Here is a 15,727-nt window from a genome sequence, read left to right on the forward strand (position 1 = left end):
AATCCGTAACCAACGCGCCCGCCAGGCCGGAGGCCTGACCCACCAGACGACCACCAACGACGGCCGCCCGGAACACCCGCCCACCGGAGCGCGCATCCACCTTGAACACCGGTCCACACCGGCCGGACACCCAGCCCCATCACCAACGACGGCCGCCCACCGGAGCGCGCACCCACCCGACACGCCGACCCCCGGCCATCGTGCCCATGCCGCAGGAAAACCTTCGGGAACCACCCCACCAACGCCGAAACCGACGTCAGATCATGACGTGCGCTTCCGGATGCCCGGCGAAGGAGAACTGTGCGTTGCGGGTGAGCTTGATGTCGTCGGCCTGCCAGGTGTGCAGGGACTTGTCGCCACTGCGCCAGTAGACGAAGTTGAACCGGTCGGCGGAGTAGATCTTGACGCGGTCCTCCTTGAGCCGGCGGACCAGGCGGGTGTCCTCACCTCGGGTCACGTCCTCGAACCCGTAGTGCCGGAACATATCGGCCTTGCCGAGGAACGTCCCGCCCTGCACCAGGAAGGCGTACCGGTGCTCCAACCCCGGCAGCCGAAGCATTGTGGTGTTGCCGCCCTCGAAGTACGCGTAGTGCGCGCCCTTGCCGACCAGTTCGGCGTCGGAGTAGTCGAAGGCGCGGGCCAGGTCCGACAGGTAGTGCTCGCCGTAGAGGTTGTCGTCGTCCATTTTGGCGATCAACTCGCCCTCGGCGGCGGCGATGCCCATGTTGAGGCAGGCACCCAGCGACAGTGACGAGTCGGCGGGCAGCACCACGACATCGGTGATCCCGGCCATCCGCGCCTTGTCCGCCACCACCACGGGGTCGATGGCGAGCCCGTGCAGGACCATGACGAGCTGAACCGGACGATGGATCTGCTTGGCCACCGAGGAGATCGCGTGCTCGATCTGGGAGGCGCGGTTGGTGGGCAGGACCACCGAGATCGAGCGGGTCCGCGGCTGCACCGGCCGGCCGAGGATCCCCAGGATCTGGTCCACGCGGTGCGAGAAGAGATGCTTGTCGAAGACCTCGCGCATGGCGAGGTGCCCCTGACGGGCGCGCAGCTCGGGGCTGTTGATCAGGTGCAGGACCTGGTTGTACGACTCCAGCTCGTCGCGGGCGATCGGGATCAGCGACCCGAAGGTCTCCTCGATGGCCCGGGACCAGCCGGAGACCACCGACGTCGAGCAGGCCGAGAGCTCGAAGACGCGGCGGGCGCACATGGTCGGTGAGTCGAGCACCGAGTTCACGTTGAGGAAGACCTTGTACATCTTGTACGCGGCCAGCATCCGGTCGTACGGCAGCTCGCCCACGATGTGCGGGACGTACTCCTTCGGCCAGGCGTACTTCTCGTCGACGGTGCCGTTGCGGGCGAAGATGTGCAGCCCGAGCTCACGGATCGGGGCGAGGACGGTTTCCATCTGTTCGCGGCGCTCGGGGTGCTTGTCCCTGAAGTACATGCCCGCGAAGACGACGTCGTTGACGCGCCCCTGCTTCTCCTGGATGGGATTGTGCACCCGGGGCTGCGCGGCGAACTGCAGGACGTCGACCCGGTCGTGACCCAGCACCTCGCGGTAGCGGGGGACCATGTCGCCGTCGCAGGTGAAGACGTAGTCGAACAGCTTGGCCGTGTCGATGAAGAAGTCGAAGTTCGGCGGGTCCTCCTTGTTCCAGAAGACCGTGGGGATGCCCTCGGCGCGGCACCAGTCGATCAGGGCGATCAGCTCTGCCTTGGGAGCCTTCGTCCCGGTCATCTGGTAGCGCCAGCGGCCCTGGTTGCCGTGCCAGGCCGACTCCACGAACAACAGCTCGGGACGACGCTCGGCGAAGATCTCCGGCCAGTCGCGGAGCCCGAACTCGATCTGGTCCCACTCGTACTTGAACGCCATCCGGGAGAAGTCGTCCAGGATGACCGCGACCTTCATGTCAGGGCGGACGATCGGACCGGCGGGCCACTTGACCTGCGGTACGTCGACCACGGGCCCCTGCCGGTCGAGTTCCTCGACCACCTCGGCCACCGGACGGGGCGGCTTGGGGCCCTTGCGGGCCTGCATCGCCGAGCGCAGTTTGCCCGGCAGCGCGGTGACCCCCGGCCCCTTGGCGGACGTCAGTGCCTCGGCCACCCGGTAGGGGCGCTGCACCTTGGTGGACTCCAGCTTCCACTGCGCGTAGTCGGCCCGTGCCTCGGCGATGGCGAGCCGCCGCTCCAGGTCGTGGACGCGCTCCTCAAGGCGTTCGACGACCTTGCGTTCCTCGGGCAACCAGTTGATCGGTCCGAGACGCTGGAACTTCGGCTCTTCTGGGGTCTCATCGCTCATGGGGAATCGCCTTTGTCAGAGGTCGTGCCAGCGTACGACCAAAGTCGTAGCCAAATGGCCGTTTTAAAGGGATTTGGGCGATACGGATTGACCGGCCGGTGAGAGGTTGCCGCCGCGCAGCCAGCTCTCGATCACCCGGGCGATCCGGGGACCGGCCTTGCCGTCCCAGAGCGGGGGCAGCTCGCCCGACGGCGTTCCCGAGCCCTCGGCCAGCGCCCGGTCGGCGGCGGCGGGCAGCTGCGCGGGGGTGACGAGCCGGTTGGTGCCGTGCGTGATGGTGATCGGCCGTTCGGTGTTGGGCCGCACCGTGAGGCAGGGCACACCCAGCATGGTCGTCTCCTCCTGCACGCCGCCGGAGTCGGTGACGACCAGCGTCGCGCCTCGCACCAGCGACAGGAAGTCCACGTAGCCCAGCGGGTCGACGATGAGGAGGTTGTCGCCGTTCACCAGTCCGGCCTCCGCCAGACGGGTCCGGCCGCGCGGGTGCAACGGCACCACGACCGGCAGGCGCTCGCTCACCGAGAGCACGGCGTCGACGAGCTCCTTGGCCGAGGCCGGGTCGTCGACGTTGCCGGGACGGTGCAGGGTGGCGACCGCGTACCGCTCGGGAAGGCCGAGCCGGGAGCGGACCGGGGCGGGGTCGAGGTGGTCCAGCGCGGAGAACAGGCTGTCGATCATCGGGTTGCCGACGAGGTGCACCCTGGCCGGGTCGACGCCCTCGGCGGCGAGGTGGGAGAGCGCGTCCGGCGAGGTGGCGAAGAGGATGTCGGACAGGCCGTCGGTGACGACCCGGTTCACCTCCTCGGGCATCTCCCGGTCGAAGGAACGCAGGCCCGCCTCCACGTGCGCGGTCGGCACGTGGAGCTTGGCGCAGACGAGGATCGCGGCGAGCGTCGAGTTCACGTCGCCGTAGACGACGACCAGGGTGGGACGGTGTTCGAGCACCACGTCCTCCAGGCCGACGAGCAGGGCCGCCGTCTGACGGGCGTGCGAGCCGGAACCGACGCCGAGGTTGGCGATCGGCTCGGGAAGACCGAGGTCGGCGAAGAAGACGTCCGACATGAGCGCGTCGTAGTGCTGACCGGTGTGAACGATGCCCTGTCGCACCCCGAGCTCGGTGAGGGCGCGCACCACGGGAGCGGCCTTCACGAAGTTCGGACGCGCGCCGAGCACGTGCAGGACGAGGGGATCATCGGGGCTCTGAGCAGCGCCCGGACGGGCAAAGTCCCTCATTGACCTCGCCTTTCATGCGGCAGTGGGGCAAACGTTGCCTATGGTACGGTCACGGCGTGGTATCCGATGCCAACAGGCCAGACTCCCCCTCGGTTCCAGCGAAGGTTTCGGCGAAGGATCCGGTGAAGTCCCCGGATCCGGTGACGCCCTCGGTTCCGGCGACACCCTCTCCCTCGGTGACGCCCCCGGCCGTTGAGACCCCCGCAGTGGACACGCCCACGGAGCCGCCGCCCCCGCCGAGCGCGGAGACGCCCTCGCCCGTGGACGCGGCCCCGGTCTCCGACGTGGACGCGACGCGGAAACCCGACGCGGACGGCACCACGGAACCGGACAACAAGCCGACGGAGACAGCGGACACACCCCCGGACACCCCCTCCGCCCCGGACAAGCTTTCCGCCTCGGACACGCCTTCCGCCCCGGACACGCCCCCCGTCTCCGACATGCCCACCGTCACGGCGAGGCCCTCGGACGAGGACGAGGAGAAGGTCCCCGCGTCGCTCCCCGCCTCCCCGGACTCCCCGACGCCCACCGGTTCCCCTGCCTCCCCGGACTCTCCCGTCTCCCCGGTCTCGGCGAAGTCGGCCAGGGCCGGGCTGCGCGGCCTCATCAAGGGCTTCGTCCAGCACCCGGTCATCGTCTCCCGCGTCGTCGCGACCAAGGTGAAGTCCGACCCGGTACGCGTGGCGCAGGCGGCGGCCGAGACGCTCCCGCCGAGTGTCCGTCCCGTGGTCGGCCGGTTCGCCTGGCCCGTCGCGCGCCGCGCCAAGATCGTCGTACGCAAGCTCGGCATGCGCCTGGTGAAGGGCCCGTGGAGCGAGGCGAAGGAGCACTTCGACTCCGGCCGGATGAGCGAGGCCGCCGCGGTGCTGCAGGGTCACACGCGCTATCCCTTCATCAAGCGCCGGCACGCCTACTACGCGGGAGAACTGGCCGCGATCCAGCCGAACCCGATCCCGCCCAAGGCGAAGGTGATCGTGGGCGAGCGGTTCCCCGGCAGAGTGCTGCACTGCGTGACGAACGCGCTGCCGTACACGCAGGCCGGATACACCGTCCGCACGCACCGCATCGTCACCTCGCAGAAGGCCGCGGGGCTCGACCCGCACGTCGTGACCAGCTGGGGCTGGCCGATGATGCAGGGGCACGCCGACGCGACGCCGTACGAGGAGATCGACGGCATCCCCTACCACCGGCTGATCCCGAGCGGCGAGGTGCCGTTCGAGAGCCAGGGGCGGATGATCCGCGGCGCCGGAGAGGTGACCGAGCTGGTCAGGACCCTGCGACCGCAGGTGCTGCACGCCGCGACCGACCATCGCAACGGATCGGTGGCGCTCGCGGTGCGCGAGCGTACCGGCACGCCGATGGTCTACGAGGTGCGGGGCTTCCTCGAGGAGACCTGGGCCTCCCGCGACCCCAAGCGCATCGGCAGCCAGCGACACGTGCTCCAGCGCGACCGCGAGGCGTTCATCATGCGTTCCGCCGACGCCGTGGTCACCCTCGCGGAGACGATGGCGACCGAGATCGTCGAACGCGGGGTGCCGAGGGAGAAGATCTATCTCGCGCCGAACGCGGTGGACGACTCGCTGCTCAGCGCCGAGTACGACGGTGCGGCCTTCCGCGCCGCGTACGGCATCGAGCCCGGCGAGATCGTGATGGGCTCGGTGTCGAGCATCGTGGCCTACGAGGGTTTCGCCACCATGATCAACGCGGCCGCGCTGCTGCGGGACGAGGGCGCGCCGGTGAAGGTGCTGCTCGTCGGCGACGGCGTGGAGCGGGCGGCGCTGCTCGAACAGGTCGAGGAGCTGGGCCTGGGCGACATCGCGATCCTGCCGGGACGTGTCGGTCCCGACGAGGCCCTGCAGGCGCAGGCGGCGATCGACATCTTCGTCTGCCCTCGCGAGGACCTGCGCGTCTGCCGGCTCGTCACGCCGTTGAAGCCCGTCGAGGCGATGGCTCTCGGCAAGCCGGTCGTGCTGAGCGACCTGCCGGCGCTCTCCGAGCTCGTGGGTTCGGAGGGGGCGGGGCTTCTGGTGCCCCCGGGAGACCCCGAGGCGCTGGCCAAGGCGATCGCCGGGCTGCGTGACGACCCCGAGCGAAGGGCCGGGATGGGTGAGGCGGGACGGGCCGAGGTGGCGGCGAAGCGTACGTGGAGCCGTATCGCGGAGACTTACCGTGATATTTACCGATCGATTGCTGGATGATGGTCTCGTGTTGGTAACAGGGAGACCAGCCGTTTGCGATGCGTTCAATCGCATTAGGCGTAGCTCGTTCGGACTTGAGATAGCCTTTGCGACCATGAAGTGTTGTTTCCGGCGTTCCAAGGTCATCCAGTGACTGCCTACGACCTGGCCATCATCGGTCTGGGCTACGTCGGCATGCCCCTGGCCAAGGAGGCCACCGCGGCCGGTCTGCGGGTCGTCGGCTTCGAGGTCGACGCGGCGAAGGTCGAGTCCCTCAACGCGGGCACGTCCTACATCGACGACCTGACCGACGCCGACCTCGAGCACATGCTGGCGGGAGGCTTCACCGCCACGCTGGACGAATCCGTCCTGGCGGACAGCCGGACCGTCGTCATCTGCGTGCCGACCCCGCTGGACGAGGACCACCGCCCCGACCTGTCGTCGGTCGAGGGCGCCACCGCCACCGTCGCACGCAACCTGCGCGCCGGCACGCTGGTGGTCCTGGAGTCCACCACCTGGCCCGGCACCACCGACGAGGTCGCCCGCCCCATCCTGGAGAAGGGCTCGGGCCTCGCCGCGGGCACCGACTTCCACCTCGCCTTCTCGCCCGAGCGCATCGACCCGGGCAACCCCAAGTACGGCCTGCGCAACACCCCGAAGGTCGTCGGCGGTTACACCCCGGCCTGCAAGGACCGCGCGGTCGGGTTCTACGCCCAGTTCATCGAGCAGGTCGTGCCGGTGAGCGGCACCCGCGAGGCCGAGATGGCCAAGCTCCTGGAGAACACCTACCGCCACGTCAACATCGCCCTCGTCAACGAGATGGCGATCTTCTGCGACGAGCTCGGTGTCGACCTGTGGGAGTCGATCGAGGCCGCGGCGACCAAGCCGTTCGGGTTCCAGAAGTTCCTTCCAGGACCCGGCGTCGGCGGGCACTGCATCCCCGTCGACCCGTCCTACCTCTCCTACACGGTGCGCAAGCTGGGCTACCCGTTCCGCTTCGTCGAGCTGGCGCAGGAGATCAACGAGCGGATGCCGTCCTACGTGGTGGCCCGCGTGCAACGACTGCTCAACCGGCAGCGGAAGCCCGTCAACGGCTCCAGGGTGCTGCTGCTCGGTGTCACGTACAAGCCCGACATCGCCGACGAGCGCGAGACCCCGGCCCTGCCGGTCGCGCGGGCGCTGCTCGAGCTGGGGGCGGAGCTCGTCTTCGCCGATCCGTACGTCAAGGAGTGGCGGGTCGACGACGTCGACGTGCCACGTGAGGAAGACCTCGCCAAGGCGGTGGCCGAAGCCGACGTGACGCTGTTGCTCCAGCAGCACGCCGCCTTCGACCTGTCGACGGTCGAGGACCATGGCAAGCTCGTGCTCGACACCCGAGGCGTGCTCGCCGAGGGTGAACGCGTCGAGCGGCTCTAGCGACGGAGGGCTGCGCGAAGTGCACGTGCTCGTCATGACGGTGGTGCATCACCCCGAGGACGCCCGGATCCTGCACCGGCAGATCCGCGCGCTCGTGGACGCCGGTCATGAGGTCACGTACGCGGCCCCGTACACGGCGCGGGGCGTGATGGCCCGCTCCTGGGTGAACGGCGTCGACCTCCCCCGAGCGGCCGAGCGCAAGCGGTTCGCCGCGGTGCGCGCCGCACGCAAGGTGTTCAAGCGGATGCGCGGCCAGGTCGACCTCGTGGTCATCCACGACCCCGAGCTGCTGCTCGCGGTGGTGGGGGTGCGCAAGCGGCCGCCGGTGGTCTGGGACGTCCACGAGGACACCCCGGCGACGCTGTCGCTGAAGCCCTGGCTGCCCGCGTTCCTGCGCCCGCCGGTGCGGTTCCTGGCCCGCCTGCTCGAAGGGACGGCCGAGCGGCACCTGCACCTGCTGCTGGCCGAGACCGCGTACGCGGGAAGGTTCCGCCAGGCGCACCTGGTGGTGCCCAACGAGACGTGGGTGCCCGACGAGGTGACGCCGCCGGGCGACGACCGCGTCGTCTACCTCGGCTGGCTGTCGGGGGCGCGCGGAGTGCGCGAGGCGATCGAGGTGGCCAGGCTGCTGCAGCCGTACCGGGTGGCGGTCGAGCTGATCGGCTACGCCGACCCGCAGTCGCGGCCGACGCTGAACGAGGCGGTGGCCGAGGGCGTGCTGGAGTGGCGCGACTTCATGCCGAACGACGAGGCGCTCAAGCGGCTCGACGGCGCGCTGGCCGGGCTCTCCCTGCTGCACGACGAGCCCAACTACCGGCACTCCATGCCCACGAAGATCGTGGAGTACATGGCGCACGGCATCCCGGTGATCACCACTCCCTCGCCCCGCGCGGTGGAGCTGGTCGAGCGCTACGACAGCGGCATGGTCGTGCCCTGGCAGGATCCCAAGGCGGTGGCCCAGGCGGTGCTCTTCCTGCGAGACGACGCCAGGGAGCGGTATGCCAGGGGTGCCCGAGGGTATGCGGCGGCTCGTGCGAACCACCACTGGCCCAACTCGGCCCGCCGTTTCGTCGCTCAGCTGGAGGCGTGGGCGGGCGTCAAGAGCTGATCGTCGATACGGCGAGGCCCGCGGTGTCCGTCCGGCTCCTTATGTCTGCCTGATCACGAGAACGGTAGTGTCCTGAACGTGCGCTGGCTCATCGCTTTCCTGGGCGTGGCGATCCTCGCGGGTGTGGCGGCGTTCGTGGTGACCACGCCCACCGGGAACGGCTCCCCGACGGCGGGCGGCTCGTCGCTCACGGCCTCGCCCTCGCCCTCGCCCTCCACCTCCGCCACCCCCTCGGTGCCGGTGCCGGAGGTGACCGAGTTCACCGACCCGTGCGGGACGTTCGACACGACGATGCGCTGGCCGTACGCGGTCACCGGCTACTGGCTCGTGCCGACCAGCGACCACTGCACCTGGCGCCGGCAGTTCGGCGCCATCCACGAGGTGGGCGGCGACACGGTGATCCGGATCGGCTGGGGCCTGCAGGCGCGCCGCCTCGACAACGACGGCCGGATCCTCGACGGCCAGGGGGACGTCGACGCCCGCTACGAGCCGTGCGAGGAGAACGGGGTCCCGTGCGCGTTGGCGGCGGAGAACGACCTCAAGGCCGCCAACCCCGGCAACCGGGTGAGCTGGACGTTCGTCTACCGCACCGACGAGGCGTTCGGCCCCGACCTGTTCCGCTGCCCCGAGTTCGAGCGGAAGATCGTCACCGACAAGACCGTCTTCTACCGGATCGTCGCCCCCGACGACGGCACCGACGACCCGAGCTGCGAGAACATCCGGTCCAAGGGACGCGGCTATCACGTGATCCTGGTCGCGGCCGCGCACGAGGACAGCCTCGCCGAGCTGCTCGACCTCGGTGACCGGTTCGGCGTGAAGGTCTACCCGGCGCTGCCGCTCGCCCCCCGAGACCCGGCGCAGAAGACCCAGGCCGCCAAGCAGGGCACGGACACGCTCACCACCCTCACCCGCCGGATCATGCAGGACTACGGGGCGCGCTTCCAGGACCGGGCCTCGCTGGGCGGTTTCTACCAGCCGTTCGAGCTGCAGATGCGCGAGATGAAGTACGTCGGCGACTCCGACTCCGACCACCCGACGCTCAGGGTCTACGCCTCGCAGCACGAGATCGTCGAGCAGGAGATGCCCGGCAGGCCCGTGCTCGTCAGCCCCTACCTCGACGCCCGCAAGGAGCGGCCGTTCAGCGCCACTCCCAAGCAGGTCGCCAAGGGCTTCGAGGCCCTCGTCAGGACCGGTGTCGGGATCATCGCCCCGCAGGACAGCCGGGGTACCGGCAAGGTCGGACTGTTCTGGGCCGACCAGCGCGAGGAGAAGATCGACGAGCGGCTGAGCCCGGTCGTCAAGAAGAAGACCAACGGCGAGGCGTACCACGGCTCGACCCGCGACTACTACCGCGAGATGTCCCTCGCCAGGACCAGGATGATCGAGCAGGGCTTCAACGTGCAGCTCTGGGCCAACGTCGAGGCCTTCGAGCCCTCAGGCGAGGAGCCGTGCGCCGCGGGGTCCGACCGGGGACGCACCGACAAGGAGCGGCTCGACACGGCCGTGGCGCAGGTCGGACGCTATGTCTCCAAGGTCGTCTCCTACATGTGGAGCGACTTCTACACCTGCGGCTCCCCGTCCCTCGCCGAGGAGATCGCCCGCGACTACAACCGGCCCATCGCCGCCGACGCGGTCCGCATGCAGCGCGACATCCAGGACGGAATGGAGATCCGCGGCTACAACATCCCGATGGGCTCCAAGGTGACGATCACCTGGGAGGGCCAGGAGGAGCCCCGCGTCGTCGACGTGGCCGGGGTGAACCTGACCGAGCCGCCGCCGGACCTGCCGGTACGGATGGAAACGGCGTGGATCCCGTTCGACTGGACCCGGGTGCCCGAGGACACCTGGGTCAGGGTCTCGGTCGCGGCGGCCGACGGACGCGCCGCCACCGAGACGTTGCACGTCCGCGTACGGGTCTGACCGGTGTAACGTGCCTGCCATGGTGCCGCGCATTCCCGTCAGCGTGGACCTTGTCGTCCTCACGGTGCGCCGCCAGGTGCTGAGCGCGCTCGTCTGGCGGCGCGACAAGCCGCCGTACGAGGGACGCTGGGCCCTGTCAGGCGGTTTCATCCAGCTCGACGAGGACCTGCCCGCGGCCGCCGCCCGCGTCCTCGCGGAACGGGCGGGCCTGCCGGGCGCCCCCGTGCACCTGGAACAGCTGCAGACCTACGGCTACCCCGACCGCGACCCGCGCCAGCGCGTGCTGAGCGTGGCCTATCTCGGTCTCGCCCCGCACCTGCCCACCTCCACCGAAGCGCACATGAGCTGGCAGCCGGTCTCCTCGCTGCTGCGCGAGATGGCCTTCGACCACCGGCGCATCATGATCGACGGCATCGAGCGGGCCCGCGCCAAGCTCGAATACACCCCGCTGGGCGCGGCCTTCTGCCCGCCGGAGTTCACCGTCGCCGAGCTGCGCCGGGTCTACGAGATCGTCTGGGGCCGGAGCCTCGACCCGCGCAACTTCCACCGTAAGGTCACCAAGGCCGAGGGCTTCCTGGTGCCCACCGGCGGCACCACCACCCGCGACGGCGGACGCCCCGCCAAGCTGTATCGCCGCGGCCCCGCCGTGGCGCTGCATCCCCCGATGCTCCGCTCCCTCAAGGAGTAGCCGGGGCACCCGATGGCGGGGGCGGTCGCGCCGTGCTCGCATCGTGTTCAGGAACACCGGCTCTGTCATCGGTCAGGGTTTTCGCCGGCACATGGCCAACGCGGTCAACCGCGTCGGCTATCGACCGCGAGGGTTGCTGATATCCGTCAGATCGATGTCGATGTCATAGGGGAGGCTGAGCTTCAGCCGATTCTGATGGACACCGGTGAGCGCGTATGCCCTTGTCACCGGGTTCAGTTCGTAGACGTAGACGCTGGGGCGGCCCTCGATGTTCTCGACACGCCAGAAGTGAGGGATGCCGGCCTCGGCGTACATCTGGGGCTTGCGGTTGCGATCGCGCTCCTCGGACTCCTCGGAGACGACTTCGACGGCGAGCAGCACGTCCGCCGCCTCGTAGAAGGTCCGCGTCAGCTCGGAGGGCGCGTGTGCGTGGAGGAGGACCAGGTCGGGCTCCGGTCGTTGACGTCGCCCCAGCTTCACCGTCATCTCCTGCTCCACCCGGAGATGGGCGGGTGCCGTCCGATCAAGCTCTTTGTGCAGCAGGAACAGCACAAGAGCATGAAAACGGGTCTGGGGGCTCACGAAGACGAGAGTGCCATCGATGAGTTCCGTGTGAGGAGGGATCCCCGGAAGCCGATCGAGGTCATCGGCGGTGAAGCCCTCTATAGGGGGAATTGCCCAGTCGGGAATGGGCTCAACGTCGGCTGGCGGTGCGATGCTCATGTCGTCCTCCCGGTCGGGCACGCCTCTCACCTCCAGTGTTACAGGATGCCCCATCCGCCCGCTGCTCATAAGGTAAGGCCATGCCTCGTTTCCGCGCGATCCTGGACACGATGCCCGCCTACCGGGCGGGCAAGGCCGTGGTGTCCGCCGACGGCCGGTCCTACAAGCTCTCCTCGAACGAATCCCCCTACGAGCCGCTGCCCTCGGTCGTCGAGGCGGTCGCCAGGGCGGCGACCCAGATGCACCGCTATCCCGATCCGGCGGCCACCGAGCTGACCGCGGCGATCGCCGAGAAGTACGGCGTCCCGGCCGAGCACATCGCGCTCGGCGCCGGCTCGGTGACGGTGGCCCAGCAGCTCTTCGAGACGGTGAGCGAGCCGGGCGCCGAAGTGATCTACGCGTGGCGGTCCTTCGAGGCGTACCCGCTGCTGGCCGACCTGGCGGGGGCGACCTCGGTGCGGGTCCCGCTGCTGGGCGAGACGCACCATCTGGAGGCGATGGCCGACGCGATCACCCCGCACACCCGCATGATCTTCGTCTGCAACCCGAACAACCCCACGGGCACGGTCGTCCACGCGGCCGAGCTCGCGGCGTTCCTCGACCGGGTTCCGGAGAACGTGCTCGTCGTGCTCGACGAGGCCTACCGCGAGTACGTCAGGGACACCGGGGTCACCGACGGGCTCACCGTCTACGGTGACCGGCCGAACGTCGCCGTCCTGCGCACCTTCTCCAAGGCGTACGGCCTGGCCGGACTCCGGGTGGGCTACCTGATCGCGAACGAGCCGGTGGCGTCCACCGTCCGCAAGACGATCGTGCCGTTCGCGGTGAACCACCTCGCCCAGGCGGCGGCGATCGCCTCGCTCGCCGCCGAGGACGAGCTGATGGAGCGGGTCGACGTCGTGGTCAAGGAGCGCGACCGGGTCCGTGAGGCGCTGATCGGCCAGGGCTGGGAGGTGCCGGTGAGCGAGGCCAACTTCGTCTGGCTGCGGCTGGGGGAGCGCACGCTCGAATTCGCCGGGGCGTGCGCGACCGAGGGTGTCGCGGTACGGCCCTTCGCCGGGGAGGGCGCCCGCGTCTCCATCGGCGATTCCGAGGCCAACGACACCTTCCTCGCCGCCGCGGCCGCCTTCAGAGGCGCCTGACCCGCCCGACCTCCCCGGTCCACTCGGCCCGACCCGCTTCGTCATGCTCCGCGTGCCCCATGACCTGTGGGTCCGCGTGACCACCCTGACCTGTCGGATCCACGTGGCCCGCGTGACCGGCTCGACGTACCGATTCCGGCCGATCCCGCGCCGGGCGCCCGCGGTCTACACGGCCGCGGGCTCCGGCTCGGGCCTCGGCTCCGCGGGCTCCGGCTTCTTCCGCCGTTCCGTGGAGACCACCAGGGCCACGCCGACGACGATCACCACGCCGGCCGCGACCATCGAGCCGGTGACCGGCTCGCTCAGCACGAGAGCGCCCAGCACGACCGCCACGACCGGGTTGACGTAGGCGTAGGTGGAGACCAGCGAGATCGGGGCGTTGCCCAGCAGCCACACGTACGCCGTGAAGCCGACCAGCGACCCGACCATGATCAGATAGATCAGCGCGGCCCACGACCGTGTGGAGACGGCGGCGACGTCGAGGCGCTCGCCCATCGCGGCGGCGGTGAGGGCGAGCCCGACACTGCCCGCCGCCATCTCGACGACGCTCGCGGCGAAGGGGTTCGCGGGCATCGGGATGCGGGAGGCGAGGAACGAGCCGACCGCCCACGACAGCGACGCGAGCAGGATGACCACGACTCCGACGCCGTCGGCCACGTTGCTCCCGCCGCTCAGTGACAGCACCGCCACGCCGCCGAACCCGATGAGCACCCCCACGAGCGTCAGCGCCCGCGGCCGGTCCCTGAACATGATCCTGAAGATGACGAGCCAGAGCGGGGTCGAGGCCACCAGCAGCGCGGCCAGGCCGCTGGAGATGTGCTGCTCGGCCACGGCGACCATGCCGTTGCCGCCGTTCAGCAGCAGCAGGCCGACCAGCGTCGCCCCGCCGGCCTCCCTCCAGGTCATCCGGAAGGCATCGCGCCCCTTCACCAGGAGCACCACGAGGCCCAGCACGAGCGCGGCCGTGACGAACCGGACGGCTCCGCTGAGCAGCGGCGGGATCGTCTCGATCGTGATCATGATCGCCAGGTACGTGGAACCCCACACCACGTACACGATCGCCAGCGCTCCCCAGACGAGGAGCGTCTTACGGCTGTAAGCACCGTCTTTGCTCATAGCTCATGACAATAGTGGCTGACACCGACAATCCGCTCGCGAGTTTCGGACCTTGAGACGCGCTTCCGCGGGGCCGTGATCCATTGACGCCGCGCCGACGTCGCACCGACGGATCCGCGCCGGGGGGATCGCGGCACCGGGGCCCTCACTGTGTCCTCGGCGGTCCTCGGCGGTCCTCGGCGGTCCTCGGCGTGCCGGGGGGACCGTAATTCCCGGGCCGTAATGAACGCCGTAATGAACAGGATGCTGTGAACAGGCCAAAACAAACAGGCCGGAATGAACAAGCCGCAGTGAACACGTCCCGGTGAACGAGCCACGGTGAACAAGGTTTCGTGAACACACGGCGACGAGTCGATGACGCTGCGTCACGCCGTGTCACGTCGAACGGTCCGGGCCCGCCAGGTCACGCCACGCCGGGATCGACGTGCCGTGACCTGGGAGGTTCCGCCGCCCGGGCGCGGCGGAAACCCTCCGTGCCGATGGAGGCGCGGGGCTCAGCGGGCGCCGAGCTTCTCCACGATCAGCCGGTACAGCTGACGGGGACGCCCCGGCTGGGGTGTCCGGTTCGGCGGAAGCGGCCACGCGAGTCCCTCGTCTACCAGCGTGCGCAACAACCGCCGTGCCGTACGCGGGGTGACGCCGAGCATCTTGCCCGCGCCCTCCGCGTCCACCACCGTGTCCCCGCCCTCCAGTTTGGCCGCGAGCCGGGCCAGGACCTCCACGCCCTTCGGCTTCAGCGCTCCCGCGCCCTGAGGAGGCATCCTGGGGGCCGGGATGAGCGCCCTGCCCTCACGGTCCACCGCGAAGCCCTGGGCCTGCTTGCCCGCCTGTGTGCGCGCGAGCGCGGCCCTGGCGTGCGACTCGGCGTCGTGGGTGGTGCGGCCCATGCCGACGCCCACCTCGACCGCGAGGCCCAGCTCGTCGCGGACCCGCGCGGCGAACGGCAGCACCCGGAAGCCCTCGGTGGCCGCGGCCACCGAGCCGCGGGTCGCGGTGACCATGTAGCTGTGGTCGTCGACCGCGGTGACCGACGCGTTGATCCGGTTGGCCTCCTGCACCAGCAACCGGTGCAGGGACAGCCGGAGCTCGTCGCGCCAGTAGCGTGGCGCGGCACGGCGAACCGGCTCGCGCAGCGTGGGCACCTCCACCAGGACCACGGTGAGCTGCGACTCCTCCAGCCTGTGGTGCGCGCCCAGCAGAGCCGCCGTGTGCAGCGCCGTGCGCACCGCGGCGGAGGTGGGGCGGATCCTGACCACGGGCACCCCGGCCGTCTGAAGGCGGTCGGCGACCGCGGGCAGGCAGGTGAGCGCCCCGCTCGTGCTGCCCTGGCGGGCGAGGCGTTCATGGAAGGCCGCGATCGTACCGGTGGCGCCCGGTTCGTCGCGGCTGTGCACATCCCCTGCGGGAAGGCTCAAATCGTGGTACGCCTCCTCGACCTCCGCCCTGCTCAGCACGTCGACGCTGACCCTGCGCGGGTCTATCCGCTCGTCCAGCGCGGCCCTCGCCAGCGCGGCGATCAGCGCGGCGCCTCCGAGCTGGACATACGTCGCGGGCATCGTCAGCACCCCCGATCGCCGTGCCAGATCGTAGGGGACCGGGCTGGCGAACAGGCACGCGTCCACCCCTGCTCCCAGCCGGGTGACCTTGTCGGCGGCCTCCTGCTCGTCGCGGTATGCCGCCGCCACCAGGCGGCAGGGTAACGGGGCGGCCGCATGTCCCATCAACATAACCCGTTCAACGAGGTCATGGGGGCCCACCACACCGATAGTGAGGTCTGGTGTCATGGCACCCGGGCGTGACACTCGTGGCGCTTCTTCGGCCCGCTCGACCAATGTTCGTCCCATCATGCCGTCCGTTTGTTTTCGGCTCTCTTTTGGAACGATCGCTTGC

At 69.8% G+C, this 15,727-nt stretch carries 11 protein-coding genes; 6 read left to right on the plus strand and 5 right to left on the minus strand.

Annotated elements, in window-relative coordinates; translation table 11 throughout:
* Window positions 1–256 precede the first annotated feature (256 nt).
* Together AB0B90_RS33725 and wecB are read right to left on the minus strand one after the other, a co-directional pair.
* Entirely contained in the window at window positions 257–2,314 is a 2,058-nt protein-coding gene (locus AB0B90_RS33725) for a glycosyltransferase (protein ID WP_350942394.1), read from the minus strand.
* Window positions 2,315–2,377: 63 nt separating this feature from the next.
* Window positions 2,378–3,547, minus strand: a complete 1,170-nt coding sequence (wecB, locus tag AB0B90_RS33730; RefSeq protein WP_350942396.1) for a UDP-N-acetylglucosamine 2-epimerase (non-hydrolyzing) — start codon at window positions 3,545–3,547, stop codon at window positions 2,378–2,380.
* Between the two features lie 206 nt (window positions 3,548–3,753).
* Between wecB and AB0B90_RS33735 the strand changes: the two genes are divergently transcribed.
* The 5 genes from AB0B90_RS33735 to AB0B90_RS33755 all read left to right on the plus strand — a co-directional run bounded on the left by AB0B90_RS33735 (window position 3,754) and on the right by AB0B90_RS33755 (window position 10,856).
* Window positions 3,754–5,745 (plus strand): glycosyltransferase, encoded by a 1,992-nt coding sequence (locus AB0B90_RS33735; protein WP_362926344.1) that lies wholly within the window; start codon window positions 3,754–3,756, stop codon window positions 5,743–5,745.
* Window positions 5,746–5,874: 129 nt separating this feature from the next.
* Window positions 5,875–7,140, plus strand: coding sequence for a nucleotide sugar dehydrogenase (locus AB0B90_RS33740; protein WP_350942400.1), 1,266 nt, complete (start codon window positions 5,875–5,877; stop codon window positions 7,138–7,140).
* Window positions 7,141–7,159: 19 nt separating this feature from the next.
* On the plus strand, window positions 7,160–8,248 hold the full coding sequence (locus AB0B90_RS33745; protein ID WP_329088759.1) for a glycosyltransferase: 1,089 nt from the start codon (window positions 7,160–7,162) through the stop codon (window positions 8,246–8,248).
* Window positions 8,249–8,326: 78 nt separating this feature from the next.
* Window positions 8,327–10,168, plus strand: a complete 1,842-nt coding sequence (locus AB0B90_RS33750) for a DUF4434 domain-containing protein (protein WP_362926345.1) — start codon at window positions 8,327–8,329, stop codon at window positions 10,166–10,168.
* 19 nt (window positions 10,169–10,187) lie between these two features.
* On the plus strand, window positions 10,188–10,856 hold the full coding sequence (locus tag AB0B90_RS33755) for an NUDIX domain-containing protein (RefSeq protein ID WP_350942404.1): 669 nt from the start codon (window positions 10,188–10,190) through the stop codon (window positions 10,854–10,856).
* Between the two features lie 117 nt (window positions 10,857–10,973).
* Here AB0B90_RS33755 and AB0B90_RS33760 read toward each other — a convergent pair whose 3' ends face one another.
* Complete coding sequence (locus AB0B90_RS33760; protein WP_350942406.1) at window positions 10,974–11,600, minus strand: Uma2 family endonuclease; 627 nt, start codon at window positions 11,598–11,600, stop codon at window positions 10,974–10,976.
* A gap of 59 nt (window positions 11,601–11,659) precedes the next feature.
* On the opposite strand from AB0B90_RS33760, the gene hisC reads away from it, so the two are divergent.
* Complete coding sequence (hisC, locus tag AB0B90_RS33765; protein WP_350942408.1) at window positions 11,660–12,721, plus strand: histidinol-phosphate transaminase; 1,062 nt, start codon at window positions 11,660–11,662, stop codon at window positions 12,719–12,721.
* 165 nt (window positions 12,722–12,886) lie between these two features.
* On the opposite strand, the gene AB0B90_RS33770 is transcribed toward hisC, so the two are convergent.
* Window positions 12,887–13,837: an EamA family transporter gene (locus tag AB0B90_RS33770; protein WP_362926346.1), complete on the minus strand. Its 951-nt coding sequence runs from the start codon at window positions 13,835–13,837 to the stop codon at window positions 12,887–12,889.
* A 494-nt stretch (window positions 13,838–14,331) separates the two neighbouring features.
* Entirely contained in the window at window positions 14,332–15,621 is a 1,290-nt protein-coding gene (locus AB0B90_RS33775; protein WP_350942411.1) for a GTP cyclohydrolase IIa, read from the minus strand.
* Window positions 15,622–15,727 lie beyond the last annotated feature (106 nt).

Source organism: Streptosporangium sp. NPDC049078 (assembly GCF_040648855.1).
Classification (GTDB): Bacteria; Actinomycetota; Actinomycetes; order Streptosporangiales; family Streptosporangiaceae; genus Streptosporangium.